Annotated in this window: 14 protein-coding genes; 4 read left to right on the top strand and 10 right to left on the bottom strand. The window is 66.3% G+C overall.

What is annotated here, in order from left to right:
* Window positions 1-23: 23 nt before the first annotated feature.
* Window positions 24-2,573 (bottom strand): AAA family ATPase, encoded by a 2,550-nt coding sequence (locus AC1U2B_RS11985; RefSeq protein WP_480216966.1) that lies wholly within the window; start codon window positions 2,571-2,573, stop codon window positions 24-26.
* A gap of 74 nt (window positions 2,574-2,647) precedes the next feature.
* Here AC1U2B_RS11985 and AC1U2B_RS11980 point away from each other — a divergent pair, with 74 nt between their 5' ends.
* A complete protein-coding gene (locus tag AC1U2B_RS11980; protein WP_480216965.1) occupies window positions 2,648-3,538 on the top strand; it encodes a LysR family transcriptional regulator in 891 nt (296 codons plus the stop codon).
* A 69-nt stretch (window positions 3,539-3,607) separates the two neighbouring features.
* Here the strand turns inward: AC1U2B_RS11980 and AC1U2B_RS11975 are convergent, their stop codons facing one another.
* The 4 genes from AC1U2B_RS11975 to ku form a co-directional block, all read right to left on the bottom strand.
* Window positions 3,608-5,170, bottom strand: a complete 1,563-nt coding sequence (locus AC1U2B_RS11975; RefSeq protein WP_480216964.1) for a hypothetical protein — start codon at window positions 5,168-5,170, stop codon at window positions 3,608-3,610.
* Window positions 5,171-5,266: 96 nt separating this feature from the next.
* The gene (locus AC1U2B_RS11970) at window positions 5,267-6,343 is read right to left on the bottom strand and encodes an NAD(P)H-dependent amine dehydrogenase family protein (protein WP_480216963.1); all 1,077 of its coding nucleotides are present in this window, start codon (window positions 6,341-6,343) and stop codon (window positions 5,267-5,269) included.
* Window positions 6,344-6,354: 11 nt separating this feature from the next.
* Window positions 6,355-7,146, bottom strand: a complete 792-nt coding sequence (locus tag AC1U2B_RS11965) for an SDR family oxidoreductase (RefSeq protein ID WP_043390976.1) — start codon at window positions 7,144-7,146, stop codon at window positions 6,355-6,357.
* Between the two features lie 89 nt (window positions 7,147-7,235).
* On the bottom strand, window positions 7,236-8,030 hold the full coding sequence (gene ku, locus AC1U2B_RS11960) for a non-homologous end joining protein Ku (RefSeq protein ID WP_043983996.1): 795 nt from the start codon (window positions 8,028-8,030) through the stop codon (window positions 7,236-7,238).
* Between the two features lie 46 nt (window positions 8,031-8,076).
* Between ku and ligD the strand changes: the two genes are divergently transcribed.
* On the top strand, window positions 8,077-10,293 hold the full coding sequence (ligD, locus tag AC1U2B_RS11955; protein WP_480216962.1) for a non-homologous end-joining DNA ligase: 2,217 nt from the start codon (window positions 8,077-8,079) through the stop codon (window positions 10,291-10,293).
* Between the two features lie 75 nt (window positions 10,294-10,368).
* On the opposite strand, the gene AC1U2B_RS11950 is transcribed toward ligD, so the two are convergent.
* From AC1U2B_RS11950 to AC1U2B_RS11930, 5 genes are all read right to left on the bottom strand, one after another.
* Window positions 10,369-10,947 (bottom strand): hypothetical protein, encoded by a 579-nt coding sequence (locus AC1U2B_RS11950; protein ID WP_480216961.1) that lies wholly within the window; start codon window positions 10,945-10,947, stop codon window positions 10,369-10,371.
* A 214-nt stretch (window positions 10,948-11,161) separates the two neighbouring features.
* A complete protein-coding gene (gene rnhA, locus AC1U2B_RS11945) occupies window positions 11,162-11,641 on the bottom strand; it encodes a ribonuclease HI (RefSeq protein ID WP_480216960.1) in 480 nt (159 codons plus the stop codon).
* Window positions 11,638-11,817 carry a hypothetical protein gene (locus AC1U2B_RS11940; protein WP_043984000.1) on the bottom strand — a complete coding sequence of 60 codons (180 nt, stop codon included), beginning with the start codon at window positions 11,815-11,817 and terminating at the stop codon, window positions 11,638-11,640. The genes rnhA and AC1U2B_RS11940 overlap by 4 nt, the downstream gene beginning before the upstream one ends.
* Window positions 11,814-12,458 carry a glyoxalase gene (locus AC1U2B_RS11935; protein WP_480216959.1) on the bottom strand — a complete coding sequence of 215 codons (645 nt, stop codon included), beginning with the start codon at window positions 12,456-12,458 and terminating at the stop codon, window positions 11,814-11,816. Before AC1U2B_RS11935 ends, AC1U2B_RS11940 begins: the two co-directional genes overlap by 4 nt.
* The gene (locus tag AC1U2B_RS11930) at window positions 12,455-13,033 is read right to left on the bottom strand and encodes a TetR/AcrR family transcriptional regulator (RefSeq protein ID WP_480216958.1); all 579 of its coding nucleotides are present in this window, start codon (window positions 13,031-13,033) and stop codon (window positions 12,455-12,457) included. The genes AC1U2B_RS11935 and AC1U2B_RS11930 overlap by 4 nt, the downstream gene beginning before the upstream one ends.
* Before the next feature lie 94 nt (window positions 13,034-13,127).
* On the opposite strand from AC1U2B_RS11930, the gene AC1U2B_RS11925 reads away from it, so the two are divergent.
* On the top strand, window positions 13,128-14,288 hold the full coding sequence (locus AC1U2B_RS11925) for an acyl-CoA dehydrogenase family protein (RefSeq protein WP_480216957.1): 1,161 nt from the start codon (window positions 13,128-13,130) through the stop codon (window positions 14,286-14,288).
* A 124-nt stretch (window positions 14,289-14,412) separates the two neighbouring features.
* Complete coding sequence (locus AC1U2B_RS11920) at window positions 14,413-14,775, top strand: DUF5709 domain-containing protein (protein WP_480216956.1); 363 nt, start codon at window positions 14,413-14,415, stop codon at window positions 14,773-14,775.
* Window positions 14,776-14,800: the final 25 nt, after the last annotated feature.

Genomic DNA, 14,800 nt, shown 5'->3' with positions numbered 1-14,800 from the left:
GGTCTGCGAATAGAAAAGTTAGGTTAGCCGAAACCTTGCGATTGGGGAAATGTGTCGGGCGGCGGCGGGATGTCACGGATCTGATGCCGGCTGGTGACGCCCAGCTTCGGAAATGACCGGTAGAGGTATCCGGACACGGTGCGAGTCGACAGTTGCAGGCGTGCCGCGATCTGCGGGTTCGTCAGGCCGCGGCCGGCGAGGTAGACGACCTGATGCTCCTGGGGACTCAGCTGTCCGGTGGACGGTATCGCCGGCGCTGCCGTGGGAACGCCGGATGCGCGCAGCTCCCGCGCGCAGATTTCCAGCCAGGGTCTGGCCCCCAGCTTCTCGAAGGTCGCCAGTGCGGCGGAGATGTGCTGGCGGGCTTCTTTGCGTTGGCGGCTGCGCCGAAGCCAGCCTGAGTAACTGAGTCGCAACCGGGCGCGTTCGAATGGCCACTGCTCACCGGCGGGGTCGGCGAGCGTCCGGGCCAGGGCGTCGCCGACATCTCCGACGTTGAGCAGAGCCGAGGCGTGGTTCAGCAGCTGGTCGAGGCGAGCGGAGCGCGGCTGCGGCAGGTGCGTCAGGGCTGCGGTGAATCTGCGCCTTGCGTCGTCGGCCATGCCCGTCCGCGCTGCCGCCTCGGCGAAGTCGGCGAGAGCGCGGAAGGACACGTGCGGGTGCAGTGGCACGCCGGAGGTGGTGAACAGTTCGGCGAGGTGGCCATAGGCGCCGAGGTCGTTGCCCTCCACGATATTGATCAGCCCGAGCACGTGGTGTGCCTGCGCGGAGTGCAATCGGTTGTCTTGGAAGTCCAGCACATTGAGGGCCGCGGTCAGCTGGACCCGAGCCGATGCGGTGTCGCCGCGCCTCGTTGCGACCGTCGCTCGAATCAGGTCCCCGGTTGCGGTCACCAGTGGCTGATCGCTGACAGCTCCGAGCGTGTGTAGTTGGCTGGTGATCCGCAGGGCCTCGTCCCAGCGCCCGGTGTCGACACACGACCAGGCCAGGACCGCGGTCGTCAGCGCGTGCCCGTTCGTCGAATCATGTTGTGTCATCAGGGATTGTGCGATCCGCAAAGTTCGGATGCTGAGCTCGGACTCGTCTGTCACGCCGGCCGCCAGCCCGATCAGGCTCAGGTCCAGAACTCCCAGGCTCTCGATCGGTCGGCTGCTGAACGAGGCCATGTCGGCCTGCGTGCGCAGCGAGTCGGTCACCGCCCGGACCCACAGTCGCGAAGTCGACGAGCCGCCCGCGGTCACCGGCATCGAGTCATCAAGACGCTGCAGCGCCTTCGCTGTGTCCCGATACGCGGACGGATCACCGGACAGGAATGCCGCGGCGGCCGCCACGCGCAGCGGTTCCCAGGCCAGCGCGGGTTCCAGCCGGAGCGCTTCCTCGGCCGCGGTCAGGAGGGTCACGGCAGCAGCCCGCCCGTCATGCCACATCGTGGTCATCCCGTGTGCGGTCAGTGCGCGGACCCGGTCATGTGGATTGCCGGTGGCCGATGATGCGGCATGGGCGCGGTGCCAGGCCTGGCGCTGCGGCAACGCATTCAGCGCATCCGCCAGGAGTTGATGCGCGTCTTGCCGAGCGGTCAGCGGCGCCCCGTAGTACGCGGCAGACCGGATGAGCGGATTGACGGGGTTGATGCGTGCTGATTCAACCCGCACGACGCCTGCGGTCTCTGCCGGTGCCAGGACCGCCGGGTCGGCCACTGCTCCCGGGGGCAGCCCGTGCAGATCTGCGGCGGACGCGGCCGCGACGACGACGAGCGCGGCACGCGTCGATGGGGGGAGGTGGGCCAGGTGCTGTGCATAGATCGCATGGACGCTGATCGGCAGCGGCAGTGGGTCCGGTGCGTAGCCCGCCGAGGGGGTGGCGCCGGCAGTCGTGCTGGAAAAGTCGATGATCGCAGCGGCGTTGCCCGCGGACTGTTTCAGGATCTGCTCGCGCAGCAGTCCGCTCGGCGGTGTGGGTTGAGCCTCGAGCAGCTCGATCGACTGGTCGAGAGTCATTGGTGCGAGCGGAATTTCGACGGCCGACCGACCCGCCAGCCCCGTCGCGGCAACGGTGTCCGGCAGCGTCAGCGCGACGGTGATCGGGCGGCCCGCACTGCGGCGGGCGGCGAACAGCAGAACGCTGCGGGACTGCTCGTCGAGCCAGTGGGCGTCGTCGACGGTGACCAGGACCGGCTGTCGCCGCGGTACCGCGTCCAAGAGTTCGAGCAGCGCCGTGGCCAGTCTGGCGGTGTGTATCTGATCGCCGAACAGTGTTGTACTGAAAAGGGTTTCGATGATGTTGGCCCGGCCGTATGGATTGGCTTCGGCGTCGTTCAACGCACGCAGGAGTCGATGGAGGCCACCCAGCGGAGTGCCGGTCTCACCGGGCAATCCGGCGATTCCGAGGACGCGATGGCCCAACGCATCAGCTTGGCGCTCGGCCGCGACGAGCAGGGATGTCTTTCCTGAGCCCAATGCCCCGGAGATGACGATGACCTGTCCGCGCGGCGGTGACGCGATGGCGTCCCGCAGCACCGTGAGTTCCGCGTCGCGCCCGATGAGCTGCGTCGACCCGGTGTTCACAAGAACCATGAGACATCCGATCGGTCAGCACGTCTAACGACAGATATTGATAAGTCCCATCTACGACGTAGATAATCTGCCGCGTGGAGCTACGGCAGGTCGAGCATTTTGTGGCGGTCGCCATCGAGCGGAGCTTTACCCGCGCCGCACGTCGGGTCCATGTCGTGCAGTCCGCCATCTCGACGTCGATTGCGAAGCTGGAGCGTGAGCTCGGTGTGCAGTTGTTCGATCGCTCCCGTCAGCAGATCGAGCTCACCGTCGCCGGCGAACGATTCCTCGCCCAGGCGCACGAACTGTTGCGCGTCGCGGGTTCGGCTGCAGAATCGGTGGCATCCAGTCGCGGCCAGCTGATGGGTACCGTCGAGTTCGGGTCATTGATCTCGTACGGCCCCATGAATGTCGCCCAGGTGCTCGGCGAGTTTCACCGAGCGCACCCCTTTGTGCGACTTCGGTTGCAACTCAATCAATCTGGTGCCTCGGCATATCTGTCGGCACTGGTCGACGGCTCCTTGGATCTGGCTCTGGTCTCGGTGCCCAACAGATTTCCTCCGCAACTCGAAATGCGGTTGATGTTCGAGGAACCGATGCTCTTCGTGTGCCGCGCTGATCACCCGATGGCGTCGGAGCAGACGGTCGGCCTGCTCGACCTGGCAGCTGAGGACCTGATCGGGTTCCCGCCGGATTGGGGCTTTCGCTCCTTGATGGACAACGCTTTTCTGGCGGCGGGCGCCCAGTCGCGGCCCGTCCATGTGATTCCGGCCGGCTTCTCGGTTGTGGGTGAACTGGTTCGCCAAGGGCTGGGGACCACCTTCATGCCCGCGTCGGAATGCGCGGAATTCGACGATCTGCGAGCCATCGAATTGAGTCACACCGTCAGGTGGCAGGTCTATCTGGCGTCGCAGCCGATGGACCGTCTGACCCCGGCCACCGCGGCCCTGGCGGACATGCTGATTCAGGCCGCGGCTTCGAGCTAGTGCGCCCCGAGTGTCGGCTGGTGGTCGATAATTCGCGAAATCCTCGACCACCAGCCAACATTCGATGTCCTACTTGGCGTGCTCGGCGCCGTGAGATGCCTTGGCGGGCTTGGCATCGGTCTTGCTGGGCTTGGTGTGGGGTTTGGCGGGCTTGGCAGGCTTCGAGTCAGCCTTGGTGTCCGCACCCTTGGTGTCCCCGGCCTTTGTGTCGCCGCCCTTGGTGTGATCAGCGCCCGTGCCCTGCCCCGTCGTGTCCGTCTTGCTGCCGCCGGCGTCCGCGGGCTTGGTCGTCCCGGTCCCGGTCGACGAATCAGGCTTTGTCGCACCAGTTTTCGTGGGCGTCTCCGTCGAACTCGTGGTGTCGGTCTTCGTCGTATCCGTCTTCGTCGTGGTCTGGTCAACAGGCTTGGTGGTTGCCGTGGTCTTTGACGGCGCAGCCGGCAGGGCCTTGACGACGGCCGCGGCCGGTAGTGCGACGGTCGTCGCGTCGGCGGCGGGCACCGAGTTGGCAGCGACCGGTGCGGTGGCTGCGACAGCCGTCTTGGTCGTCGTGATCGGCGGCGGCTTGAGCGCGTCGGCGACGAGTTTCTGCATGAGCTGCAGCGCGGCGACCGGGCCCGGCAGGTTGACCGTGAAGCCGAGCGGTCCACCGCCGATGTTGATGCCGAACGAGGTCAGCAGTCCGCCCGCGTACAGCGGCACGCCGGGCAGGCCCGTGTTGATCACAGTCGACAGGTCCGGGCCGTAGCCGCCGTTGAGGACCCCGTTGAGGACCGTCGCGGGAATCGAGATGAGCGAGGTGGCCACCTTGCCGAGGTCGCCGGTGCGCGTGGCGTCGATGACGTCCTGCACCGCGGCGCCCAGCGCTGCGGGCGCCTGGATCAGCGGGCCGAGCAGACCACCGACGATGACGAGGGCATTGGACGGTTGCAGCCCACCGAAGCCCTGGTTGAGCGTGTTGAGCACGTTGACGGCGTTCTGCAGCGGGTTGGCGGCGATGACTCCCAGCGGGCCGAGCTTGTCGATGGCTGTGACGAGACCTTGCAGCGGGTAGGCGATCGAGTTGATGGCGGGTGTGAGCAGATTGGTCAGCGGAATCAACGCGTTCAAGCCGACCAGCAGCAGCTGATTGGTCGCGTCTTCGACGTTGCCCTTCGCCAGGTCGTTGACGGCGGCGGCCAACAGCGGCGGTACCGCGGTGGTGAGGTTGGTCCCGATCTGGCCGAGGGTGCTGCCCAGCGCGTCCAGCAGCGGCGGGGCCGACGCGAAGGGAACAGCCGGTTGCGGACTGGGATCGACCTTCACCGAACCGGGTGACGACACCAGCTTCAGTAGGTCCTGGAGCGCGGCGAGCTGGTTGTTGAGAGCTGCGGTCAGAATCGGCGTCGGCCCGTTGGTTTGCGCCGTGCTGACGATGGTCTGCAGGCTGGCGACGGTGTTCTTGAACGCTGCACCGAATGCGGCGAAGGGGTCGACGGCGGCGGTCAGGCGTACGGCGGTGCGCTCGATCTGCGCTTCCATGTGGTGGATCTGGGTACTGACGGTCGGCGCCATGACCGGGGCAACGGCGATAGCCGCGGCCCCAGCCAGGGACACGCCGACGGAAGCGAACGGTCGAGCGGCGGTGTGCATAGCGGGCCCTTTCAAAGGCTCAGAATCGGACGCAGTGATTCTGGCTTTGAGAGGTAGGTCACCCGCTAGCGACGAATGACTCTATTTTCGGCGGCGTCAGTTGGGGCGGTACAGGCCTTTTCCGGTGATGAGCGGCAGATCCAGCGTCGTCCGGATGCCCGGTTCGGCGGCGACGACGGCGGGGATGGCGTTCACGACGCGCGCCGCGGTGGCCACGAGTCCGGCGTGATTGTGGTCGCCCTTGCGGCTGCTGAGACACAGGTCAAGGGCGTACGACGGCTCGCCGGTCACCTCGACGCGGTACGAGCCACCTTCCTGGGCCGGCTGCGGCCAGTCGGGGCACAGGTCGTCACGCAGACGGGTGATGTGCTCCAGCACGACGGCCGGGCGGCCGTCTTTCATGCCGCGCACCTCGAACCGCATGGCCGCCGTGGTGCCCGCGGGGATGTGGCCCGACGCGATGTCGAAGTCCTCGGGCGCCGGCACCCGGGTGTGCTCCTCGGTCAGCTCGTCGAGCTCGATGCCGAGGCCCGCGGCCAGCTGGCGCACCACCGAACCCCAGGCCAGGCTGAGCACGCCTGGCTGCAGCAGCATCGGCAGCTCGTCGATGGGCTTGCCGAAGCCCATCACGTCGAACATCACCGTCGCGCTGTCGTAGGTGGCGTAGTCGACGATCTCCATGCACCGGACCTGCTCGATGCTCTGGCAGGTGCCCATGAGGGCAAGGGGGAGAAGGTCATTGGCGAAGCCGGGGTCGATGCCATTGACAAATAGGCTCGAACAGCCCTCCTTTGTGGCGTCTTCGAGCGGCGCGATCAGTTCGGCGGGCAGCACCTGCCACGGGTACTGCAGGAACACTGCCGCACTGGCGACCACGTTGACCCCGGCCGCCAGGATGCGCCGGTAGTCCTCCAGTGCGTCGGGCAGCCGGTTGTCGGCCATGGCGGTGTAGACGACGCAGTCCGGCTTGCCGGCCAGGATGGCGTCGAGGTCGTTGGTGGCCTTGATTCCGGTCGAAACCTCAAGTCCGGCAAGCTCTCCGGCGTCCTTGCCGGCCTTGGCGGCCGAGGACACCCAGACGCCGGTCAGTTCGTAGGCGGGGTCATTGATGAGTTGAGTCAGGGCATGGCGGCCGACGTTGCCAGTGCCGACTGCGGCGACTTTGATTGGCATGTAAGGGTTCCTCACAGGTCCGGGATGGGTAGGTCGAGGTTGGGAAACGTGAGGCCGCCGTCGACCTCCAGCACCTTGCCGGTGACGTAGGCGCCGGCCGGTGACGCCAGATACAGCGCCGCGGCGGCGATGTCCTCGGGGTCACCGAGGCGGCGCATCGGGGTGGCCTTCTCCATGGGATCGCGCAACGCGTCGTTGGAGGCGACGATGTCCAGCGCCGAGGTCAGAATCGAACCGGGGGCGATGCCGTTGACCCGGATCTTCGGGCAGAGGTCCATCGCGGCGAGCTTCGTGTAGTGCGCCAATGCGGCCTTGGCGGTGCCGTACGCGGCGAAACCGCGGCCCGCCAACCGGCCGACGGCCGAGGTGATGTTGATGACGCTGCCGCCGCCGGCGTGCTCCAGCATGAGCGGGACCGCCGCCTGGGTCAGCGCATGCGCGGTGGCCACGTTGAAGGTGAAGGCGTCTTTGAGATCCTGCGGCGAGGTGTACATGAGCGGCGCGGGCATGGTGCCGCCGACGTTGTTGACGACGACATCTAGTCTGCCGAAGGCTTCCACCGCGACGGCGGCGAGCTTGGCGGTCTCGTCCGGGTGTGCGAGGTCGGCGGCGACGATGTGCGCCCGTCGGCCGGCCTGCTCGACCAGCTTCGCCACGTCCTGCAGCTGGGACTCGGTGCGCGAGGCAATCACCACGTCAGCACCGGCTTCGGCGAATGCGACGGCGATGGCCGCGCCGAGGCCGCGGCCCGCGCCGGTCACCACGGCTACCTGGTTGTCGAGTCGGAATCTGTCCAGAATCACGTGTGCCTCATTCGCCTCGTCGTGGTCGTTGTTAGGCACGCTAGCAAGATTGAGGCGCTGCGGGAACAGATTTCTAGAACACGTTTCAATTAGCCTTTGCGGGCTTTGACGCTGGCCTCCAGCTTGGCCAGCAGATCGGAGACGTCCTCGGTCGCGTCCAGTTCGGTCGCCGCTTCCTCGGTGGTGAACGCCTCGCCGCCCGCGATCTTCGCTTCGATGAGCTCTTCCATCTGCTCGCGGTAGGTGTCGTGGAACTGCTCGGGGTGGAAGTCGTCGGTCATCGAGTCCACCACCTGCCCGGCCATCTTGAGCTCGGCGGGCTTGATCTCGACTTCCTTGTCCAGCACCGGGAAATCCGGGTCACGAACCTCGTCGGGCCACAGCAGGGTGTGCACGATCATCACGTTGCGCTTGCCGAAGTCCTTGACGCGCAACGCCGCAAGCCGCGTCTTGTTGCGCAGCGAGAAGTGCACGATGGCGACCCGATCGGTCTGCGCCAGCGTCTGGGCGAGCAGCACGTACGACTTGGACGACTTCGAGTCGGGCTCCAGGAAGTAGCTCCGGTCGTACATCAGCGGATCGATCTGATCGGCGGGAACGAACTCCACCACCTCGATCTCGCGGCTGCGCTCCTCGGGCAGGGTCGCGATGTCGTCATCGGTGATGATGACGGTCTGCCCGTCCTCGGATTCGAAAGACTTGGCGATATCCCGGAACTCGACGACCTCGCCGCAGACCTCGCACACCCGCTTGTATCTGATGCGGCCATTGTCCTTGGCGTGCACCTGATGAAACTTGATGTCGTGATCCTCGGTGGCGCTGTACACCTTCACCGGCACATTGACCAGTCCGAAGGCGACTGACCCCTTCCAGATGGACCGCATACCCAAGTATGGCCCATGATCGCGTCTGGGCTTGGATACTTGAGCAGTGGAGCAATTCGGACGGGTGCGGCTGACCAACCCGGACAAGGTGCTCTACCCGGCGACCGGGACCACCAAAGCCGACGTGTTCGACTACTATCTGGCCGTTGCCGATGCGATGTTGCCGCACATCACCGGTCGCCCCGTGACCCGTAAACGGTGGCCCAATGGTGTTGCGCAGCAGCCGTTCTTCGAAAAGCATCTGGCGTCGTCGGCGCCGGAGTGGCTGGATCGCGGAGCCATCACCCATCGCGGCGGGACGACCGTCTACCCGATCATCGACACCGTCGAGGGGCTGGCCTGGATCGCCCAGCAGGCAGCACTGGAAGTGCATGTGCCGCAATGGCGTTTCGTGGGCGATGCTCCAGGCCCGGCCACTCGCATCGTGTTCGACCTCGATCCCGGCGACGACGTCACCATGGCGCAGCTGTGCGAGGTGGCCCGTGCGGTCCGCGACCTCGTCGCCGGCATGGACCTGGAGGCCTATCCGCTGACCAGCGGCAGCAAGGGGCTGCACCTCTATGTGCCGTTGGCCTCGCCAGTCAGCTCGCGCGGCGCCTCGGCCGTCGCCAAACGTGTTGCCCAGCAGCTCGAATCATCGATGGGCGGGCTGGTCACCGCGACCATGACCCGCAGCGTGCGGGCCGGCAAGGTGTTCCTGGACTGGAGCCAGAACTCGTCAGCCAAGACGACGGTGGCGCCGTATTCGTTGCGCGGCCGCGACGAGCCGACGGTGGCGGCGCCGCGGAGCTGGGACGAACTCGACGACACCGGGTTGCGCCAGCTGCGGTTCGACGAGGTGCTGACCCGGCTGAACCGGGACGGTGACCTGCTCGCGGGACTGGATGCAGGTGCGCCCGTGGCCGACCGGCTCACCACCTACCGCAGCATGCGCGACCCGGGCCAGACACCCGAGCCGGTGCCTGCTGCCGAGCCGGCGTCGGGGGAGAACAACCGCTTTGTCATCCAGGAGCACCACGCCCGCCGGCTGCACTACGACTTCCGGCTGGAACGCGACGGCGTGCTGGTCAGTTGGGCTGTGCCGAAGAACCTTCCGGACACCTCGACCGTCAACCACCTGGCGGTGCACACCGAAGATCACCCACTGGAGTACGCGACCTTCGAAGGAGACATTCCCAAGGGCGAGTACGGCGGCGGGCACGTCACGATCTGGGATGCGGGCACCTACGACACCGAAAAGTTCCGGGACTCAGGCGAACGCGGCGAGGTGATCGTCGATCTCCACGGCAGCCGGGTTTCCGGGCGGTATGTCCTGATCCAGACCGAAGGCAAGAACTGGCTGGTCCGACGGATGAAAGAGCAACGGCTGCAACCGATGCTGGCCACCCATGGCTCGGTGGGCCGACTGTCGCCGGATGACTGGGCCTTCGAAGGTAAGTGGGACGGCTACCGATTGCTGGTCGACGCCGACCACGGCCGGATCCGGCTCACCGCGCGCAGTGGGCGGGACATCACGGACGAGTTCCCGCAATTGCAGTCCCTGGCAGCCGATCTCGCCGAGCACCACGTGATCCTCGATGGTGAGGTGGTGGCGCTGCAAGATGGGGTACCGAGTTTTCAGGCCATGCAGAACCGCGGCCCCGACACCCACATCGAGTTCTGGTGTTTCGACATCCTGGCCCTCGACGGGCGTGATCTGAGCCGGGCGAAGTACCGGGATCGGCGAAAGCTGTTGGAAACGCTGGCCTCCGATGGCGCATTGACGGTGCCGCCGCTGCTGCCCGCGGAGGATCCCTTGACGTATGCGGGTGACCGCGGTTTCGAAGGCGTGGTCGCCAAGAAATGGGATTCCGGCTACCGGCCCGGACGGTCCGAGGCCTGGGTCAAGGACAAGTTCTGGAGAACCCAGGAAGTGGTGATCGGTGGCTGGCGTGCCGGGGAAGGCGGCCGCACCAGTGGCATCGGGGCACTGCTGGTGGGGGTGCCTGCTGAGGGCGGTTTGCAGTTCGCCGGGCGGGTCGGCACCGGGTTCACCGACAAGATGCTGGGCGACCTGCGGGCGCTGCTGCAGCCGCTCGAAACCAGCGAATCACCTTTTACCGCACCACTTTCGACCCTGGATGCCAAAGGCGTGACGTACGTGCGGCCCGAGCTGGTGGGGGAGGTGCGCTACAGCGAGCGCACCACCGACAGTCGGTTGCGCCAGCCCAGCTGGCGGGGGCTGCGGCCGGACAAGACGCCGGAGGATGTCGTCTGGGAATAGCGTGAATTGAGTTCTGCGCGGGATCTCAACCGTTAATGGCCGCAATAGGTTTCGATCGCGTGGAGACAGCACGTGTCAGTTGTGCCGGGGTGGCCGATCAGTGACTGTCCGCAACGAGTGCCGGACGTAGCGGTGCATCTCCTGCTCGGGGAGATAGGGGACTTCCCGCAAGGTCGCCGTACGTTCGCGGAAACGCCCGTCGGAGGCATCCAGCGCCAGCACACCGGTAGTCGAATCGCTGACGCAGAACCCGTTCACCGAGATGGCGAGGTTGTCGAACGCCGCTTCGTTATCGGCATAGCGTCCGGGGCTTTCGTTCAGCCGCTCCAGCAACTCCAGTGGTTCGAGACCGCGCAGTACGAAGACGTCCTTGCCGTCGAGGAACAGCGGGTGGCGTGGGCCGGCGGGCATGATTTCGCAGAGGCGGTCGGCCTCGTACCTCAGCACGAGGCCACCGCGGGTTTCGGTCACGCTGTCTGCGGGTGGGCCGTTGTCTGCGTACTCGGCGATGAGGGCCTGCTTCTCGTCGTCGGTCATCGCGTCGCCGAACATCTCCAGCGTCTCCCGCAGCATGTCGTCGGCGATGCGATCAGCACCGCGACCGGTGATGGTGCCGTACGTCGCCGACAGTGAATCCACCTGCGCCGGGGACATGCCGAATTCGAGCCGACCCAACCCCTCTCGGGGACGTATGGTCCAGCTTGTTTCTGCTGACATCGTGGCCACCAGGATGCCACGGCGCAGTCACGGTCGAGGAACTCCGCAACGTCCAACACGTCGGAAACGGTTTCCTTGGCGGAACAGCGAGTCCCGACATGACGTGTGGTTCGACGACTACCGCACACTCCACATACTGCACCTCCGCCCGTTATCTGGGAGTGAGTGCGCCGACAGCGACTGCCTCTTCCAGACCCCGGGTCGCCAACTGGTCGGCCAGCTCGTTGTCGGCGACGCCGGCGTGCCCCTTCACCCAGAACCACTCGACCTCGTGCCGGGCGCACGCGGCCTGCAACCGCTTCCAGAGGTCGACGTTCTTCACCGGCTGCTTCGACGCCGTCAGCCAGCCGTTGCGCTCCCACCCGTGCACCCACTTTGTGATGCCGTTGCGGACATAGGTGCTGTCGGTGTGCAGGTGCACGACGACGGGCCGCGTCAACGCTTCGAGCGCCATGATCGGCGCCGTCAGCTCCATCCGGTTGTTGCTCGTCTCACCAGGCTCGCCGCCGCACATCTCGCGCACGTGGTGACGCAGGCGCAGTACCGCGCCCCAGCCGCCGGGACCGGGGTTGGGGCGGCAGCCGCCATCGGTGTGGATGACCACGATGTCATCGGTGTCGGAGTCGCTCATGACTGGCGCGCCTCCTGGAGCAGTCGCACGGCCTTCGGTCCGACGCCGTGCATGGGGAGAAGCTCGCTGAGATCGGCGGGCAGGTCCGCGAGGGTGCGATAGCCGGCGTCGATCAGCGCGCCGGTCGCGGGCCGCCCGATCGAGATGCCGTCGAAGACGGGGCCGCGGTCGGTCATGGTGCGAGGTTAGCGTCCCGGACGTGCGGGGAGATCATCGCCGTGCGGACCGACATCCCGAATTCCTGGTGGCGCAGCGTGGTGATTCGTCGTCCCGGCTGCACCGCCGGTTTGATTGGTGCGGTGCGGTCGCCGAAGAACGCGGCGGTGGCGTCGATGTCCTGGGCGACGAAGGTCAGACCCCACAGCGTCGACGGCCCGTCGCCCGTCGTCTCGGCTGAGCCGACGACTTCGAGGATCACCACACCCAGGCGGAAGAAGATCTGACGCATCGGTCGTCCGCCGAGTTGTCCGTCGCGTTCCCGGCGCGGGTGGACGTCCACCGCCGCCAGCGACGCAACGGTCCGATTCAGATCTGGCGACAGCAGCACGACGTGGTCGATCGAGATGGCGCCGTTCGCGTGCACGGCCGGCGTCGTTGCCAGGGTGTCCGACCGGGTGGTGGGAATGCCGTCGAGCGGAGCGTCGGACGGCAGCCCGCGCAGCGACCAGCCGACGATGCCCTTGCCGCGGTCACGCCCGACCAACCGGACCCGGACGCCGCCGATCCGGCATACGCCGTCCGGGTCGACGGTGAAGCCGGCAGCGGTCCATGAGTCCGCGGTGTCCGCGACCTCGAATGCGTCGACGGTGACGGTCATTGCGCGGCCTCGTCGACAGCCACCCGCAGCCGCGGTGGTTTCGTATCCGGCGCCACCCGTTGCCACACTGCGTCGACCATGGGTGCCAACAGTAGTTCGCCCATCTGCCGGGCCAGCACGGCGACGACCTGGGTGTTCTCGCGTCGGGTGGTCGAGGCGCGTCCGGTCTTGCGGGCGGCCCGGACCTCGCGCTGGGTCAGGTCGACGATGACGTCGATCAGGTGACTGTCGGCGACGTTGGGCTGCAGCAGGGCCCGGCGCACGTAGTCGACCACCGTCGGATTGGCCCGCAGCATGTCCCGGACGGCATCGTCGCGCACTGCCGTCGAGGCGGATTCGGGGACGTCGGCGAGGGCATTGGCGAAGTAGTCGACCACCAGCTGATCCACCGCATCCCGCAGGCCAGCCTTGGTCTTGAAATGGTGCTGCACCAGTCCCACCGTGACGCCGGCCTCAGCGGCGATGGCGCGCAAGGAGATTCGGTCCTCGCCGTGTTTGGCGTAGAGGTCCAGCGCGGTGTTGCGAATACGCGCCTTGGCCGTCAGGTCATCGACAGTTGCCCGTGGATCAACCATCAGACCTCCCGTCGACAACCAGATCAATGTACTGTACACATGAACAGGGGCCTATACAGTTGTATAGCACGCGGAACTCTAGCGAGGTGGACCAATGTCAGAGCTTTTCCCGAAGTACCGGGCCAGCTGGGAGACTGATCAGCACCGCGAGCTGCGTCAGCACGCCGCGGCGTTCCTGGCCAAAGAGGCCACGCCCAACCAGGAACGGTGGGCCAAGAATCACCAGGTCGACCGCGAGTTCTGGAACAAGCTGGGCGACGCCGGCCTGCTGGGCCTGGACCTGCCCGAGGAGTACGGCGGCGCGGGCGGCGACTTCGGCTTCTCGGCCGTGGTGGCCGAAGAGTTTGCGCTGGCACATGATTCGGCTTCGGGCTGGTCGGTGCACTCGCCGATCGTGGCCCATTACATCGACACGTACGGCAGCGCGGAGCAGAAGGCCCGCTGGATGCCGAAGATCATCAGCGGCGAGGCCGTGCTGGCCATCGCGATGACCGAGCCGGGTACCGGTTCGGACCTGCAGGCCGTCCGCACCACCGCGATCCGCGATGGCGACGACTACGTGATCAACGGGTCAAAGACCTTTATTTCCAATGGATCTCTGTGCGACATGGTGGTGATTGTCGCCAAGACCGATCCCACTCAAGGGGCGGCGGGTGTCTCGCTCATTGTTGCCGAGGTCAACGACCTGCCGGGCTTCGAGCGTGGCCGGGTGCTGGAGAAGGTCGGCCAGCACGGCCAGGACACCCGCGAGCTGTTCTTCACCGACATGCGGGTACCGGTCGCCAACCTGCTCGGCGAGCAGGAGGGGCTGGGCTTCTACCAATTGATGTCGCAGCTGGCTCGCGAGCGTCTGGTCATCGGCTCCATCTGCGCCGGCATGGCCGAGGCCGCGGTGCTGGAGGCCATCAAGTACACCAAGGAGCGCGAGGCGTTCGGTAAGCCGCTGATCAAGTTCCAGCACAACCGATTCCAGCTCGCCGAGCTCAAGGCCGAGGTGCTGTCCATCAAGACCACGGTGGACTACTGCGTGCAGGCGTTGATCGACGGCGACAACGATCCGGCGATTGCCTCCATGGGCAAGTTGATCGCCGCCGACCGGGCAGTGGCGGTCGTCGACCGGTGCGTCCAGTTCTTCGGTGGCTACGGGTACATGATGGAGTACCCGATCGGCCGCGCCTACGCCGCGGCGCGGGTCAACAAGATCTACGGCGGCACAAGCGAAATCATGAAGGAGATCATCAGCCGCACGCTGTGATCTCTATTCCCGCGAGCAGACGTGAACACCCCCAAAGCGCGATGGTTTTGGGGGTGTTCACGTCTGCTCACCGGTTGGTGAGCAGTTGGTCGCGGGATTTGGCGATACGTGGCAAGGTGAAGCCATGAGCGGCTCAGACGAGGACGGCGTCGACGACGACGATCAGCTGACCCAGGAGGACATGCTGATCGACCGCGGCGTCGACGACCTGCTGGACGAAGGCTACGAACCGCCGGACGCCTGGCGCGAGCCGCGCGATCACGAGACGCTCGATGAACTCCTCGCCGAGGAGGAGCCGGACCCCGCAATGCAACTCGACGATGTCGACACGGTCGACGAGCAGTGGGGTGACGACGAGGTGGGTGACCAGCGGTCCGGCCGCCTTGTCTCGGGCGATCAGGACGGTGAACTCACCGGCGGCGATGTCGGAATCGATGGTGGTGCGGCCTCGGCCGAGGAGGCCGCCATGCACATCATCGACTTGTAACCACCGCGCGAAAACCCCCAAAACG

It is taken from the genome of Mycolicibacterium sp. P4_G11 (assembly GCF_056555145.1).
The sequence above is the reverse complement of the archived record's forward strand: the minus strand, read 5'-3'. Positions and strand labels throughout refer to the sequence as shown.

What these genes read in the sequence shown, in the direction of transcription:
- AC1U2B_RS11985 (WP_480216966.1), bottom strand. Translation starts at nt 2,573, where the DNA reads ATGGTTCTTGTGAACACCGGGTCGACGCAGCTCATCGGGCGCGACGCG.
- AC1U2B_RS11975 (WP_480216964.1), bottom strand. Translation starts at nt 5,170, where the DNA reads ATGCACACCGCCGCTCGACCGTTCGCTTCCGTCGGCGTGTCCCTGGCT.
- AC1U2B_RS11970 (WP_480216963.1), bottom strand. Translation starts at nt 6,343, where the DNA reads ATGCCAATCAAAGTCGCCGCAGTCGGCACTGGCAACGTCGGCCGCCAT.
- ku (WP_043983996.1), bottom strand. Translation starts at nt 8,030, where the DNA reads ATGCGGTCCATCTGGAAGGGGTCAGTCGCCTTCGGACTGGTCAATGTG.
- AC1U2B_RS11950 (WP_480216961.1), bottom strand. Translation starts at nt 10,947, where the DNA reads ATGTCCCCGGCGCAGGTGGATTCACTGTCGGCGACGTACGGCACCATC.
- rnhA (WP_480216960.1), bottom strand. Translation starts at nt 11,641, where the DNA reads ATGAGCGACTCCGACACCGATGACATCGTGGTCATCCACACCGATGGC.
- AC1U2B_RS11940 (WP_043984000.1), bottom strand. Translation starts at nt 11,817, where the DNA reads ATGACCGACCGCGGCCCCGTCTTCGACGGCATCTCGATCGGGCGGCCC.
- AC1U2B_RS11935 (WP_480216959.1), bottom strand. Translation starts at nt 12,458, where the DNA reads ATGACCGTCACCGTCGACGCATTCGAGGTCGCGGACACCGCGGACTCA.
- AC1U2B_RS11930 (WP_480216958.1), bottom strand. Translation starts at nt 13,033, where the DNA reads ATGGTTGATCCACGGGCAACTGTCGATGACCTGACGGCCAAGGCGCGT.
- AC1U2B_RS11925 (WP_480216957.1), top strand. Translation starts at nt 13,128, where the DNA reads ATGTCAGAGCTTTTCCCGAAGTACCGGGCCAGCTGGGAGACTGATCAG.
- AC1U2B_RS11920 (WP_480216956.1), top strand. Translation starts at nt 14,413, where the DNA reads ATGAGCGGCTCAGACGAGGACGGCGTCGACGACGACGATCAGCTGACC.